Annotated in this window: 15 protein-coding genes; 5 read left to right on the top strand and 10 right to left on the bottom strand. The window is 31.5% G+C overall.

Annotated elements, in window-relative coordinates; genetic code table 11:
* Window position 1 precedes the first annotated feature (1 nt).
* On the top strand, window positions 2-844 hold the full coding sequence (locus tag DYE58_RS05575) for a two-component system regulatory protein YycI (protein WP_004820085.1): 843 nt from the start codon (window positions 2-4) through the stop codon (window positions 842-844).
* A 42-nt stretch (window positions 845-886) separates the two neighbouring features.
* Here the strand turns inward: DYE58_RS05575 and DYE58_RS05580 are convergent, their stop codons facing one another.
* Window positions 887-1651: a tryptophan-rich sensory protein gene (locus tag DYE58_RS05580; RefSeq protein ID WP_040552208.1), complete on the bottom strand. Its 765-nt coding sequence runs from the start codon at window positions 1649-1651 to the stop codon at window positions 887-889.
* Between the two features lie 129 nt (window positions 1652-1780).
* Window positions 1781-2332, bottom strand: a complete 552-nt coding sequence (yfcE, locus tag DYE58_RS05585) for a phosphodiesterase (protein ID WP_115312089.1) — start codon at window positions 2330-2332, stop codon at window positions 1781-1783.
* 83 nt (window positions 2333-2415) lie between these two features.
* On the opposite strand from yfcE, the gene pepT reads away from it, so the two are divergent.
* Window positions 2416-3636, top strand: coding sequence for a peptidase T (gene pepT, locus DYE58_RS05590; RefSeq protein ID WP_004820080.1), 1221 nt, complete (start codon window positions 2416-2418; stop codon window positions 3634-3636).
* Between the two features lie 44 nt (window positions 3637-3680).
* On the opposite strand, the gene DYE58_RS05595 is transcribed toward pepT, so the two are convergent.
* Both DYE58_RS05595 and DYE58_RS05600 read right to left on the bottom strand, forming a co-directional pair.
* Window positions 3681-3863, bottom strand: coding sequence for a hypothetical protein (locus tag DYE58_RS05595; protein ID WP_004820078.1), 183 nt, complete (start codon window positions 3861-3863; stop codon window positions 3681-3683).
* 35 nt (window positions 3864-3898) lie between these two features.
* Window positions 3899-4678, bottom strand: a complete 780-nt coding sequence (locus DYE58_RS05600) for a ZIP family metal transporter (protein ID WP_004820076.1) — start codon at window positions 4676-4678, stop codon at window positions 3899-3901.
* 530 nt (window positions 4679-5208) lie between these two features.
* Between DYE58_RS05600 and DYE58_RS05605 the strand changes: the two genes are divergently transcribed.
* Both DYE58_RS05605 and DYE58_RS05610 read left to right on the top strand, forming a co-directional pair.
* A complete protein-coding gene (locus tag DYE58_RS05605) occupies window positions 5209-5964 on the top strand; it encodes a nucleoside phosphorylase (protein ID WP_004820074.1) in 756 nt (251 codons plus the stop codon).
* Between the two features lie 679 nt (window positions 5965-6643).
* Window positions 6644-7405: a DUF134 domain-containing protein gene (locus DYE58_RS05610; RefSeq protein WP_004820070.1), complete on the top strand. Its 762-nt coding sequence runs from the start codon at window positions 6644-6646 to the stop codon at window positions 7403-7405.
* Between the two features lie 172 nt (window positions 7406-7577).
* Here the strand turns inward: DYE58_RS05610 and hpt are convergent, their stop codons facing one another.
* The 3 genes from hpt to DYE58_RS05625 form a co-directional block, all read right to left on the bottom strand.
* On the bottom strand, window positions 7578-8117 hold the full coding sequence (gene hpt / locus DYE58_RS05615; RefSeq protein WP_004820069.1) for a hypoxanthine phosphoribosyltransferase: 540 nt from the start codon (window positions 8115-8117) through the stop codon (window positions 7578-7580).
* A 187-nt stretch (window positions 8118-8304) separates the two neighbouring features.
* A complete protein-coding gene (locus DYE58_RS05620; protein WP_004820068.1) occupies window positions 8305-8787 on the bottom strand; it encodes an NADH-quinone oxidoreductase subunit NuoE family protein in 483 nt (160 codons plus the stop codon).
* Window positions 8788-9051: 264 nt separating this feature from the next.
* A complete protein-coding gene (locus DYE58_RS05625) occupies window positions 9052-10377 on the bottom strand; it encodes an FAD-containing oxidoreductase (RefSeq protein WP_004820066.1) in 1326 nt (441 codons plus the stop codon).
* Between the two features lie 462 nt (window positions 10378-10839).
* Between DYE58_RS05625 and DYE58_RS05630 the strand changes: the two genes are divergently transcribed.
* Complete coding sequence (locus DYE58_RS05630; protein WP_115312091.1) at window positions 10840-11811, top strand: aromatic ring-hydroxylating oxygenase subunit alpha; 972 nt, start codon at window positions 10840-10842, stop codon at window positions 11809-11811.
* A gap of 462 nt (window positions 11812-12273) precedes the next feature.
* Here the strand turns inward: DYE58_RS05630 and DYE58_RS05635 are convergent, their stop codons facing one another.
* From DYE58_RS05635 to DYE58_RS05645, 3 genes are read right to left on the bottom strand one after another with little or no spacing between them, the layout of a single operon-like run.
* Window positions 12274-12531, bottom strand: a complete 258-nt coding sequence (locus DYE58_RS05635; protein WP_004823166.1) for a hypothetical protein — start codon at window positions 12529-12531, stop codon at window positions 12274-12276.
* Between the two features lie 13 nt (window positions 12532-12544).
* Window positions 12545-15046, bottom strand: a complete 2502-nt coding sequence (locus DYE58_RS05640; protein ID WP_115312092.1) for an FtsX-like permease family protein — start codon at window positions 15044-15046, stop codon at window positions 12545-12547.
* Window positions 15009-15686: an ABC transporter ATP-binding protein gene (locus DYE58_RS05645; protein ID WP_004820060.1), complete on the bottom strand. Its 678-nt coding sequence runs from the start codon at window positions 15684-15686 to the stop codon at window positions 15009-15011. The genes DYE58_RS05640 and DYE58_RS05645 overlap by 38 nt, the downstream gene beginning before the upstream one ends.
* Between the last annotated feature and the right edge of the window lie 48 nt (window positions 15687-15734).

A 15734-nucleotide genomic window follows, 5' to 3' on the forward strand; every position in this document is an offset into this window, starting at 1 on the left:
TATGGATTGGTATAAAGCAAAAAAAATATTGATGATAGCGTTGATAATAACTGATATCCTTCTCTTTGGAATGATAATTCGCCGTTCATTCATAATTCAAGATAGAACTACATCGTATACCTTTATCAAACAAGTAAAGTCAAGGCTACTTAAAAATGGAATAAGTATACATGCGAAAATTCCACGGACAAGAATCAGCTTGCCGTCCTTGAGAGTGGAATTTGATTCCTACTCTAAACTTGATTTAAACGAAAGATTTTTTGCCAGTAGAGGAAAGTTTCAAGACCCGAACAGCAGCTTTACCCAAATAACTTATGCCGATGAGGTTTTAAGTGTATTAAACACACGTAGACTAATTTACGAAAATGTAAATCCCAAAATATCTACTAAGTCCAAATTTAAAGCTGAAGACGTTGCAAAAAAATTTTTATTGGATAGAAACTTTGACGTTTCAAATATGTTGTTAGTGTATTCAAACTCTTCTAAAGGCCAAACAGAACTTAAATTTGCAAAAGAATTTGAAGGTGTAATACTAGAGAGATCATTTGCCAACTTTATAATAAAAGGAGATACTGTCGTATCAATGGATAGACTTTGGCTAAATGTAATAGACAAATCAACCAGTATAGTCCATATGCACTCAGCTCCAAGAGCCTTGCTCACTCTCCTGTCCGAACCAGAAATATCTTCAAAAACTATCACTCGAATAGAAGAATGTTACTACTTCGATCCTGAAGAACAGGGTTATGTTGAAGATATAACCAAAGCCACAAAAGGAAAAGCAATAGCTGCTTGGAGAATTCAATTCTCAGATGGAGAAAGTATAGAAATAGAATCAAAATAAGTGTTGTCAAAAATAAATGACAACACTTATTATATTCAATATTTAATTTGTTAATACTTTTCTTTTACTTACAAACATATAACCACTCGCCGCTATAAATATTAGCGCTATTATAACTAATATATAAGTTGGAAAATCAGAACCTAAACTTACCAGCTTAAATCTTATTGCAACAAGCGCCCACGCTACCGGTAACATATATACTGAATTTTTTAATTTAAATCCTACAGTTAAAATTATCAAACTAAAAATCGAAACCAACACTAAACCACCAACTATATCATCTACACCCATTCTATCCGCAACTCTTATCATTACAGCAGCTAAATTTGGTGCATTTGCTATACTAAGCCATCCCCCATAAATTCCAAAAGTTATTGGATATAATAATTTAACTCCTTTTAAATTAATTTTTTTAAGTTCAAATAAAATCTTAATCAATGTAACTGCAAGTCCAAAAATCATAATCATTGAAACTTCTATCCAAACCATGGAAAATGAAAATATCCATAGTATATTAAAAATACAACTCACCCAAAACGTAGAACTTATCTTATCAGCTACTTCTCTATATTCTGATTTTTCAGCATTTATAAACAAAACTACCATGCTCACAAATAAAAGAGTGTATATAAGACCCCAAATACTAAAGGCATATCCCGCCGGAGTTACAATTGTTGTGTACATTTCAGATACATCTTTTTGAGCTAATCCATTAATCATTCCCTTAGCTCCCATGTAATTTATAATAACCATCACTACATAAAATAGTAAATTTATCAACGACTTCTTCTTTAAATTATTCATAACACACCTCTTAAATTCGGAAATAAATCCCAAATATATCATTCATTAAAATTTCATTCGTTGATAAATGTATACCCAATAAAATTTTTATTTCCCTTTTCTATATTTCTTCAAAATTCTAAATTAAATTTAATCTCCAATTTTATATGAACTAATAATTTCTGACGTATCTACATTATAAAAATTAAAAATTCCATCTTCATATATAACCACAGACTTACTGTCATCTTTGGGAAGGGTTGGACTTCCAGGACACATATATATTATTCCTTTCATCTTTTCAAATACTTTTATATGCGTGTGCCCAACTACTACAATATCAGCTCCTAACTTTTTGGCATTTTCTACTCTCTCTTCAATACTTTCTCTGTATCCATGCAGTGCAAATATCTTTAAATCTCCCCACTCTAAAAACACCTCAACATTATCTAAAAATTTTCTATCCATTACCTGTTCATCTACATCAGCATCACAATTGCCCTTTACCATAAAAATATCATCTCTTCCAGCAAATACCTCAGCCAATTCTTTGGCGTCATACCCTGGATGAATTCCATTTCTCGGTCCTGGTGCAAGTACATCTCCCAAGTGTAAAATCCTATCACAGCCATCCAAAATGCCAAGAGCTTTCTTGGTATCTTCTAAATATCCGTGTGTGTCTGAAATAAAACCTATCTTCATAAAATCTCCTCTAAATAAAATACTCGTTTGACTTTAGTATACCCTAAGAGTATTCTTAAAATAAACAACTAAAGGAGGCAATTATGAATATCAGTGAACGACTTATAGAATATTTAAAAATAGATACTAAATCAGACCCAGAATCTAAAACATTTCCAAGTACTAAAAAACAATTTGACCTTGCAAACCTATTGGTAAAACAATGTAACGAAATGGGTCTATCAGATGTCGACTTGGATAAATATGGATATGTCACAGCAACTCTTGAATCAAACACAGATAAAGAAATTCCAACCTTAGGGTTACTTGCCCATATGGACACAGCCCCAGCAATGACAGGCACAAATGTAAATCCTAGGATAATAACTGATTATGATGGAAAAGATATAATTTTAAATGAAAAAGAAAATATAATTTTAAGCCCTGAAAAATTTCCGGCTTTAAATAATGTAACAGGATTAGATTTAATTGTAACTGATGGTACAACTCTTCTTGGAGCAGACGACAAAGCCGGAATAGCTATAATTATGGATAGCATATTGCACCTTAAAAACCACCCTGAAATCCCCCACGGAAAAATTAGAATAGCTTTCACACCTGATGAAGAAATCGGACAAGGTGTAGATAAATTTGATATAGAGAAATTCGGAGCCGACTTTGCACTTACAATCGATGGCGGTAGATTAGGTGAAATTCAATACGAATGTTTTAATGCGATAAGTGCTAAAATATCTATTAGCGGCGAAAGTGTACATCCAGGAACTGCAAAAAATAAGATGATAAATGCACTTAGCCTCGCAATGGAACTAGACGATATGCTCCCAGCAAACCAAAGACCACAATTCACAGAAGGATACGAAGCTTTTTACCACTTAGACGAATTGACAGGCACAGTAGAAAAAGCTGAAATAGATTATATTTTAAGAAGCTTTGACTATGAAGAAATTCAAAATATGAAAAATATACTATCCTATGCAGTTGAATTCTTAAATAAAAAATACGGAGAAAGAATAGCTGTTACATTCAAAGAATCTTATAGAAATATGAGAGAGAAGATAGAACCTCACATGGACATCGTCGACCTTGCAATAAACACTTTAGAATCAATTGATGTAACTCCTATTGTAGAACCAATTCGTGGTGGTACAGACGGAAGTAGATTATCTTGGATGGGACTTCCAACACCTAATATCTTCACAGGGGGAATGAACTTCCACGGTAAGTACGAATACATTCCAATACAACACATGGAAAAGTCAAAAGAATTTTTGATTACATTTATAAAAAATGTTGCAAATAAATAACACTAAAAAAGGTAGTACTTCAAATCGAAATACTACCTTTAAACTTATTTATCAGCCGGTTCCCACTTGCAACGAACAGGAGATACAATTGCCTCTTCCTTTTTAAGAGCCTTAAATGCCTTATCAACATCAGCTTTTTCAAGACCGGTTGCCTTTGAAACCTCTGTTGCATTCATAGGCTTTCCAGCTTGTCTCATAGCTTGTAAAATTTGTTCTTTAATTTCCATCTTTACCACTCACTTTCTCAAAATACGGTATATTTTTACCCAAGAGCAACATCTAAAATCATCATCAATATAAAACCGGCAGCAAAAGAAATAGTTCCCTTGTTGGAATGTTCACCCTCAGACATCTCGGGTATCAATTCCTCAACCACAACATACATCATAGCTCCCGCTGCAAAAGCCAAAAAATATGGTAAAACAGGAACTACCATGCTAGCCGCAAGTATCGTGAAAATAGAAGCTATTGGCTCAACTACTCCTGAGAGCACTCCGTATATAAAAGTCTTCCACTTTGACATTCCCTCAGCTCTTAACGGCATTGAAACCACTGCACCCTCAGGGAAATTTTGAATAGCTATCCCAAGCGCCAAAGTAAGAGCCGCCGCCCTACTCACCCCAGTACTACCAGCCATCCAACCGGCATATACTACTCCAACCGCCATACCTTCCGGAATGTTGTGTAATGTTACAGCTAAAATCAACTTAGTAGTTCTCTTTAATTTACTCTCTACTCCCTCTTCATCGTTATTAAAGTGCATATGAGGAGTTATTTCATCCAACAAAAGTAAAAATCCGACACCTACCGCAAAACCAACTGCCGCCGGTAAAAATGCAAGCTTTCCTAATTGCCCCGAAGAATCTATTGCCGGTAACAATAAACTCCAAAAAGATGCCGCCACCATAACTCCGGCAGCAAACCCCGTCAAAATCTTTTGCACTCCAAAAGATATTTTATTTCTCATAAAAAATACCATTGCCGCACCCAAACTCGTGCCTAAAAATGGTATTAAAATTCCCTGCAAAACTTCTAAATTCATATATACTCCACAAATTAGTAAACTAAAATTTTATAAATTATACCCATTTATTTTAATTCTTAATAGATTAAATAAATTAGATAAAATTATGTTACTAACAGTTATAATTATAAGCATCTCTTTTGTTTACACCTTTTTCATAATAAATCCATAAAAAATAAAGATTTATACTAAAAACGCCTTGTATATTATATCCCCCTCTTCTGATTAAGACAAAAACTAATCTATAGAAACTTCTATTCCAAAATTTACTAAAGATACAACTGAACAAAATATATAAAATACTAATACAACTTAATCACCTAAAAATGTTCATAAATATGAAAGATTCATTTAAATATATTTAAGCTGCTAATAACAGAATATCCAAGTAAATTAATTAGAAAAGTGCTTATACATTATCCGAACTATTTTTGAAGTACATAAAATAAGTTTTATTATACATCTAAATAAAAGCGTGTATAATATAATTAAAATTATATTTATAATAATTTTTTAAATAAACGATTAAAAATATTAAGGAGAAAAATATGTTAAAAAGCAAGGATGTATTAAATAAAGACGGAAAGCAATTTCATTTAAACTGTACCTCAAAAGATATTGGTGAATATGTTTTATTACCCGGTGATCCGGAAAGAACAAATTTAATTGCTCAAAAACTTGATAATTCTAAGCTTATAGGTCAAAATAGAGAACTTCGTGTTTGGACAGGAATGCTAAATGATAAAAAAGTATCCGTTGTAAGTACAGGTATGGGAGGCCCATCGACTGCCATCGCCGTTGAAGAATTAATTCATTGCGGAGCGCATACTTTTATTAGAGTCGGAACGAGCGGAAGAGTCGGAGAAAAAAGCCAAGATAAGAAATACATAGGTGCAATTTTTACAAGTGCTATACGTGACGAAGGAACTTCTAAATCATATGTCCCAGCTGAATATCCAGCAGTTGCCAACATAGACGTTATCAACGCTTTGATAAAAGCATCCCAAAAACTGAAATGTAATTTTCTACCGGGAATTGGACATTCAAAAGAATCATTTTACGGCGAAGTTGATCCGGAAAGTATGCCTATCGACGAAGAATTAAAGTCAAAATGGCGCGTTTGGCAAAGAGCAAATGCCGTTGCAACAGAAATGGAATCATCCACCCTATTTGTAGTTTCTTCTATTCGCGGTGTAAGAGCAGGTTCTATTTGTGCATATGATTTTATGAATGAAGAAACAATTAACGTTGCAATAGAAGCAATAAAAAATCTTATTATCCTTGACAACGCAAATACAATTTAAATAATCGCTAAAAAGTTTTGGTTTTAAGAAATCTAGAAATCATAAATTAAAATATGATGTTCAATAATCTAAAAATTTTCTCGGCTGAGTATGCATTTAGTTTATTATCTTTAATATAGTATCTTGACAATAGTCTAGTATAGATTTTCCTTTTATGAGGAATCTCCTTATTAGACTATTGTGTTCTTCATTAATTCCTTTTTCTTTTTTAATCCTGTTAAACCGACAAATTTCAATCCATTATCACTTGTTATACTCTTGAGTATTTTTGCATAATACCTAGTTTTGGTATTAGTTTTTCTAAGTTTTCATTAACTGGCTTAAAATTTTTAGAGTTATCTTTAAAATAACCTATAACCCAATTTCTCGCTCTGTATTTTACGTGCTGTATACCCCTTATTATATCGCGGCTAAACTTCACATCTTTCAAAGTTGTTTAGATATTTATTTTCCCTTGAGTTTCATTATAGTATTGTTATATTCATTAACTTTCTAATTTGATTTTATTTTATGGCGAATCAATTGTACCGGATGTAATTTATATAAAATTTTTTAGTTCATTTTCATTTTACAATTAACGACCCATACTTTTTATGAAATATACTGAAAAATTTTATTGACAAATAAATCCAATTGTTATAAATTATAATTGACATATGTCAGAAATGAGGTGTTTGAAATGCCAAGGCCTAAAAGATGTAGGCAAATCTGTCAATATCCAGATTACTGGAGTTTTGCTCCTTTAAGTGATGCAAAAGAAGAGGTAGTTGAGTTAGCTTTAGACGAACTTGAAACCATACGCTTGATAGATTACTTCTCGCTAAGTCAAGTTGACTGCGCTGAACAAATGGGTGTTTCCAGAACTACCGTTACTTCTATGTACAATAGAGCAAGAAAAAAAATTGCCGAATCAATTATTGGAGGCAAAAAATTAGAAATCAACGGTGGAAATTGTAAAGTAAAAAAATCCTCCGTTTATACATTATGTAACAAGAAAGGAAAAAATATTATGAGAGTAGCAATCCCTTACGAAAATGGTGAAGTTTTCCAACACTTTGGTCATACTGAAAAATTTAAAGTTTATGACGTAGAAAATGGAGTGATAAATAACTCAACTATAATTGAAACTCAAGGCGAAGGACATGGTGCCATTGCAGGTTTTCTACAAACAAACGAAGTTAATGTTTTAATCTGTGGCGGAATTGGTGATGGAGCTGTAAAAGCATTACTAGCAGCTAATATTGATATATATGCAGGAGCACTTGGCTTAGCTGATGATTTTGCAAATGCATTTGCTGAAGGTAAATTAGTATCTGCATCTGAACCAACTTGTAATTGTAGCGGACATCATGATCACAACCAAGAAGGAAACTGTGAACACGACCATGTAAACTCACATGGATGCAGTTGTCACGGAGATGATGGAGGGTGTTGTCACTAATAAAAACCTCCTTTCACATATATGCTGACCCCAAAAGATAAAATAATGGAGGTCAGTTTTTAGTACCATAAATAGTGTAAGAGAGAGTAAATTCTTACTTGCACTATTTATGGTACTAAAGGGGAGACTCGAAATTAACGAGTCTCCCCAATATTTGACATAGAGCCAATTTTTATCTATCTTCATCTAACACACAGAATACATAAGGTATATTTCTGTATCTGTCTTTAAAATCAAGTCCATATCCAACTAAAAATTTGTCTTCTATTTCCATTCCTATATAGTCGGCTGTGATTTCTGCTTTTCTTCTTTCTTGTTTGTTGAACATTACACAAGTTTTTATCGTTTTTGGATTTTTCTTTTTTAAGTGGTCTATTAAGAATTCCATTGTTATTCCAGTATCTAGTATATCGTCCACAACTAAAACATCGTATTCGTCTAGGTCGTAGTCTATGTCTTTTATTATCTTAACACTACCTGTGTTGATTTCGCCGTCGCCGTAGCTTGATGTCATCATGAAATCTATTTTAGTAACTGGTTTAATATTTTTTGTAAGTTCTGCTGTAAAGAATAGCGCTCCTTTTAAAATAGAGATTACTAAAAGATTTTTGTCTTTATAGTCTTCTGATAGTTTTGCTCCTACTTCTTTTGCTATTTGCTCTAATTTTTCTTCGCTACACAATACTTCCCATTTTTTCTTTTCTATATCCATTTTATCTCCTCAAGCATCATTGTTTATATTTACGATATGTATTTTTATAATTTACATTATACCTTTTTATTGTTGTTTTCTCCATAGTCTATATTTTGGGTTCACAAGCGTTTATTTTGCATTTTTCTCATCGTTTTCTTGTTCTTCTCAACTCTTGTATATCTTATCTGCCCTATAAAATCTTCTATTATTTTATTATATCTTCTAAAACTTTCTGTACTTTTTCCTTATCCATTTGATGGTAGAATTTACCGTTTATCATAATGTTTGGACCAAATTTACATTTTTTAAAACAATTTTGGCTCCTAAGGCTTATCTTTCCATCTTCAGTTGTTTCGTTAAAATCAATCCCTATGATGTTTTTAACTGCTTTTAAAACTTCCATAGAGCCATTTTTCGCACATCTTGCCCCTGTGCAACAGATTACTTCATATTCTACTTTTGATTCTTTAACTGACGGCATAAATTTTATTATAGTCTTTATGATTTTTTCGTCTAACTCAAATGCCTCTGCAATTTGCTTTTGGTGGCTTATTGATACACAGCCCAAGTCTTCTTGGCATTTTTTAATTGCAAATTTAACGCCTTCTTGGCTTCCCTCTCCAAAGTTTTCCACCACTTCTTCTAACATATCTTTAAAAATCAGTTCTTCGTTTCTTTCTTCACACATATTATCACCTTATAACTTAATCCTTATTCAAATTTATTTTACACGTTCTATCTTGGTTTGTGTTTTTAAAACTGTACTTTACAATTAATTTCAGTTTCTAAATTAAAATCTTAAAATTCAATAATTTTCTTCTATATAATTATTATATCAATTTTACCATTGATTTTCGAATTCAAAAGCTCTTCATTATTATCTCTTCTTCTACTTTTTTAATTTGACAATTCAAGACATAAAAAAAGCATCCACTTTCGCAGATGCTATATCTTAATTAAAATTAAATAAGTCGTTTAAATTTTCTCCCATAGTTGGATGTGTGAAAACTTGGTCGCGAATATACATATATGGAATATTATTATCCATTGCCATTTTAATCAAATTGATTAATTCTTCGGAGTTTTTACCAAGTAAAGTTGCTCCTAAGATAAGATTTGTATTTTTATCAACTACTGCTTTGAATATCCCACGAGTGTCTCCATTTACAACACCACGTGGCATATTTGCAACCGGCAATTCTTTTGTAAGAACTTCATATCCCGCTTCAAGCGCTTCTTTTTCAGTTAGTCCTACGCGGGAAAGAGTTGGCGATATGAAAATTGTATAAGGAACATTCTTTCTATCTTTTTGAGAATAAGATTTATCGCCCAATAAATAGCTAACCAATATTCTGTAATCGTCCAGAGAAGTGTACGTGAACTGCAATCCTCCGTTTACATCTCCAGCTGCAAAGACATTTTTTACAGATGTTTCTAAATGCTCATCAACATTTATAGCTCCACGTTCGCTTAATTCCACATTAGTATTTTCTAGTCCCAAATTTTGCACATTAGGCTTACGCCCTGTCGCGTGTAGTAGGACATCAAACTCAAATGTTCCATGCTCTTTTGTATGAACGACTACTTTTTCTCCGTTGTTAGAAATTTCTGAAGTTTCAGTTCCAAGGATAAATTTCACCCCTTGCTCTTCTAAATATTCTTTTGCAAGATTTGCCACAACCACCTCTTCACGTCCGAGAATATTTTGCGTCGAGTCCAAGACTGTCACATTTGATCCAAATTTAGCATATAACGATGCAAATTCCAACCCTATATTTCCGGCTCCCAAGATCCCCAAATTTTTAGGTAGTGTTTCTAATTTTTGTAATTCTGTACTATCCACAACATTTTTTGACGTCTCTAAGCCCGGTATATTTAATACATTCGCAACCGCTCCAGTATTAATTACCACAATTTCAGCTGTGAGTTTTTCAGTTTCTCCACTAGCAGATATTTCTACCACTTTATCTTCTATAAATTTAGCTTTAGCTGTATATACATCGACTTGAGGATTATTATTTAACCCTGCAAAATTTTTTGCTCTAAGTTTTTCTACAACATTATCACGATTTTGTTTTGCAACTTCGTACTTATCGCCTTTTTCACTAGAAACGATAAGCGTTTTTGTAGGTATACATCCTATATTGATACAAGTTCCACCATACATAGTGTTGCTTTCTTCAACAAGTGCTACTTTTTTACCTAAGCTAGCAAATTTTGCAGCCAATGTCTTTCCAGCTTTACCAAAGCCAATCACTAATAAATCATAATTTTTCAATGTATTACCCCCTTGTCTTGGTAACTTTATTTTTATGATTTTGTAATTATACCCAAAATTTCAATTAAATTTTTATAATATCTTTTATACTATTTAAATTTTCACATTTTCATTTTTCTATACTCTAACAAAATTTATTTCTCTATATTCTAAATTTATTTAATATTTGTTTAAGACTAATGTGTTCTCATACTCTTCTATAAAAGCCCCATCTTTGTATTGGAAAAATTATGAATATTTGACATGTGTGGCTCCTTTAATAATCATTTCTGTTTAAACAAGTTTCTCTTACAAATTTTTTAAACTTAACAGTTCATTTTCTGATTCTAATAAAAGAATTCCCTCAAATAATAGTATTCTTGAGAACTTATAACTAGAGCTTCCTGTCAAGTAATGGAATTTAAATGCTTTTTATAGTATAATATAAATAAATGTTTGCTCGGTAAGGTGAGGAGTATTTATATGATAAAAAATCAATGGTATGCCGTGCTTTCTTCAAGTGAAGTCAATAAGAATCAATTGGTTGGCGTTAGAAGACTTGGAATGGATCTTGTTTTCTATAGGGATAATAAGGGAGAAGTTTCTTGTTTAATGGATATGTGTAGTCATAGAGGCGCTGCTCTTTCTAAGGGTGAGGTTGTAAATAATTGCAACATTCAATGCCCTTTTCATGGCTTAGAGTTTAATGGTGAAGGTGAATGTCAATTTATCCCTGCCAATGGGATTAACAATCAAGGTGATTTAACTAGATATAATGTAAGTTTTTTTAAGCTCATAGAAAAGCATGACATTATTTACATCTGGTACGGTGATAAAGATAAATCTAGCGATGATATTCCTTTCCACGATGAAATAGACAAGTCTTTTGTTTTTTCAGAGTTCAAAGACCATTGGAATACACATTATTCAAGAGCGATTGAAAATCAACTTGATGTCGTCCATCTACCTTTTGTTCACCATAACACGATAGGTGCTGGAGGTAAAACACTTATCAACGGACCTAAGGTTATCGTATCGGAAGACAAAAAAACCATTCTTACAAGTGCAAATAATGAAGTAGATGAGGGACAAGCACCTAAAAAATCCAAAGACTGTAAAATTAAATCCACTTTTTTAAAATTTAAGTTTCCAAATGTATGGCTAAATAATATTGCAGATAAAATCAAGGTTTTAATATTTTTTGCTCCAATTGATGATGAAAATACAATTTTATATCTTCGTTTCTACAATAAGATCACAGGCATTAGATTAATTAATAGATTTATTGGATTTTTTGGAAAATTTGCCAATTTAATTATTGAAAGGCAGGACAAAAGGGTTGTTGAAACTCAAAGACCTAAGGCTTCTTCTTTAAAATCAAATGAAAATTTAATATACGGTGATAAACCCATTATTGAATATAGAAAATTAAGAGATTCTCTTCAACATTCCTAATTTACTAACTATTAAAGAATTTAATTTCAAAAAGCTAAGTCCATTATTTTATATTTTGATATATGAGGTTATTTTGTTGTCTAATTCTTTACTTGACTATTAATTATATTTTATATCCGTCCCGTTCACTCTCCTATAAATATCTATCTTGCATACACACGCCTACGAATTTCTTCATTACTAGGTTCCCACAAGGTATTTTAACCATAAAAATATGGCTTTTAAGATTACTTTAAAAATCCTAAAAGCCACATATTATCTTATTTTCTTGACATCAATACTACCATCTCCACATGGCTTGAGTGGTCAGTATGGATAAAGTTTAATGTTTTTCAAAAGCCTCGTATGTGGGAATATGTTAATCAATACGCATCTTATAATACATTATATCATTCTGGAGCAAAGAAAAAACAGCCCATAAAAGTGCTGTTTTAATTTATTTTCTTGTTTTAATCGCATTACTTATATTAGATGACCTACAAACATTGCTATAGGCAGTAATAAGATTAAAAGGACATTTAACGCCATAAACAACTTATCCTTTTCCTTTACCCCAAATATTAAACCTATTAGTCCAATAATTGGGCAGACAAACATTGATGTGAGTCCAGTGGGTCTTAAACTTGTATAGCTTTCAAAGATGTCTATTGGCAGTAGGTAGGAAATCACAAATATTACGAGTCCAAGTAGAAATATCTTCTTGCTTAAATTTTCTTTCATAAAACCTCCTCTATTATTCTAAACTTCTTATTCTATCTACAAGACTGTTTTGACTGTGCTTTTCATAGAATCTACCTGTAAATATTATCCCAATAATTATATTTACAAAGTTTACAAGTATAAGTGGCATGATTACAAATTTATAGGAAGTCCACTTAGTTTGTTCCATAAAACCTATCAAGATATATTTATCTACAAGAAGCATGATGATGAAAGAAAATACTAAGCCACATAAAGAATAGATCAAATTCTTTTTCACCAAATATTTTTTTATATTTTTCTTTGTCAGTCCAATAGATTCAAGGATTGATAAGTTAACCATGTTTCTCAATATTTCAGTAGCAATAATATTTATAAAATTTAATACAGAAATTAAAAACAATACTATAGATAAACTATAACCAACAAACTCTATAAGATTTTTGAAATCTTTAAAAGACTTTATTTGAAGATCTCTTGAATCGTAGGAAAATTCCGGTTCATTCTCAAAAGATTTTAATAACTTATCAAAATTTTCCTTTTCGCTATCTTCTACATCAAATCCATAGGACATTATACTCTTATCTCCTGTGAGCTCTTTATATTCATTCGGATTCATATAAATATATTCCAAACCTAAAGTAGGACTAGATTCGTTGTTTATATCTTCCTTAATTACAGGAAAATATCTAAGACCATTTGAAAAATTATATTCAACCTTGCCCATAACTTGGACTTCTTTGACCCTATTTTTTACATTGATTTTTATTGTATCGCCAGTTTTATAGTCAGAATTATTTTTTATTCTTTCGCCTATAATAACATAATTTCCTGTTTTCCATTTTTCTTTATCAAATTCTCCGTCTATAAATTTTTGTTTGTTTATTAAATAGTCATCCATACCAAATAGAAGTGGTGCAACTTTGTTATCTTCTATTTTAATTTTTGGATAAGTGTGTTCATAACCAGAGGAGTATAAAGCTCCCCCACTTTTATAACCCTTATGTTTTTCTATTTCATCAATATACTTTTTGTCAATTCCATACTCACTATCTAAGTACATATATCTAAAATATTTTGGACTTGCTATATTATAGTCCGTTACAATTACATCAGAAATCCCCTTTTCTAGATCAATATTACCGGTATAAGTTAAAACGCTGTTTAAAATAACAGCAGATAGACTAATAGAAAGAACTATCGATATAAATCTAAATTTATTGGAAAATACTTGTCTTCTAGCAAGCTTGCCTAGAGAAATATTCTCGCTTTTATATTTCTTTTTTATCGTGGTTTCATTGTATCTGCTGGCATCTATTGGAGAAACTTTTGCTGCATATCTTGCAGGTTTCATCACCGATAGAAATACTGTAAGCAAAGTAAAGACTGTCGAAAATAAGATAATTAAGATTATTACAGTGAATGATAATTTTACATCCGTTAACATCTCATTATTGGCAAATATTTTATTTAAAATGATTTTTCCGATAGAAATTCCTACTAAATCTCCAACTACTATTGACGGAAGTGCTACTGCTAAAGACTCAAAATGAATAAGCCTTTTGATTTGTGGCTTTGTCATTCCAATTTTTTTTAAAAGTCCCAGAAGTTTAATATCTTCATTTACGGATATCTTGAAAATATTATTTATTATTAAGTATCCTGCGACCATTACCAAAATTAAAAAAGCTAAGTATGGTAGAAATGTATTAAAATCAAAACTATTATCACCAGATAAAAGATAGGCAAAATTAACACCAATCCTTATTTCATTGTCGGATAAATTTCCAGGGTCCTCTACAACTTTATAACCATTTCTCTCTGCAATTTTTAAAAGCTTATTCCTTATCATAAAGGAATTCTTTAGCATTACTTCCAAATCTTTATTATTTTCTGGAAGTGATAATTTATCTACATAAGCTTTTGATAAATAGATTTGTCCTACACCAACATTGGAGTCAATAGGACTTTGAAAAGTTCCAGATATAATAAATTTATCACTTTTCTTTTCAATAATCTCTCCTGTGTAAGGTTTTTCTGTTTTAAAAGGAACTTCTATCTCTTCTCCGATTTCACCCTTATAACCCAATTTTTTAGCAGTAGCTATATCTATAAATACTTGGTTTTCTTTTTCTGGAAACTTCCCCTTAACTTTTTCTATTAGAGACCATTCAAATCCTTTCTTATCCATATAAGATAGTTCTGCCATAACTTTTTCATCATCAAGAATTCCAACTTTTTCTCTTACTGAAAAATCCCTTATATCCTTATCATGGGTTAATATTTCTACATCTTCATCACAAATATCTTTAAAAGAACCATGGCTGATTGTACCAATAGTTTTCATCGTTTGGGTTTCCATGCTTTTTCCTAAACCTAAGGCTACGGAAAACAGACTTGTAAATAGTATAGAAGTCAAAGCAATTGCTAATAAGAGAATGTTTCTCCTACTTTTATTTGCATTTAAAATACTTTTTGCAAGACGCCTTATATAAGATTTATTTTTGACTTTCATTATTTTCCACCAGCCTTCCATCTTCTATCCTTAGAGTTTTTACTGCAGCTTGAGCGACGGCATCATCGTGAGTAATCATAAGAATAGTATTTCCAAGCTCTTTATTAATCTTTTTTAGTAGGTAAACAACTTGGGAAGAAGATTTTGAATCTAAATTTCCTGTAGGTTCGTCAGCTAGAATTAAAGAGGGTTTGGTAACCAAGGCTCTTGCTATGGCAACTCTTTGTTGCTGTCCGCCAGATAATTCATTTGGCATTTTATTTTTTTGATCACTTATCTCAAGTATATCAATTACAGAATCAACATATTTTTTATCTACCTTGTCTCCATCAAGACCAAAGGGAATAATTATATTCTCATATACATTTAGCATGGGTAAAAGATTATATGCTTGAAAGACAAAACCAATATTTCTTCTTCTAAAAATGGTTCTCTCATCATCTTTCAATGCATAAATGTCAGTATCATCAATTAAAACTTTTCCGCTTGTAGGATAATCAAGTCCTCCTAGGAGATGTAATAGGGTTGATTTACCGGATCCAGATGCTCCTATTATAGAAATAAATTCTCCTTTTTCCACATCGAAAGATACTCCATCAAGAGCTCTTACTTCCACGTCATTTGTTTTATAATATCTTTTTAAATTTTCTACTTTTAACATATTTATCACCTCTTTACATTTAATATAACATTCATATCTTACAAAGTA

The sequence above is a fragment of the Peptoniphilus indolicus genome (assembly GCF_900454665.1).
GTDB classification, from domain to species: Bacteria; Bacillota; Clostridia; order Tissierellales; family Peptoniphilaceae; genus Peptoniphilus; species Peptoniphilus indolicus.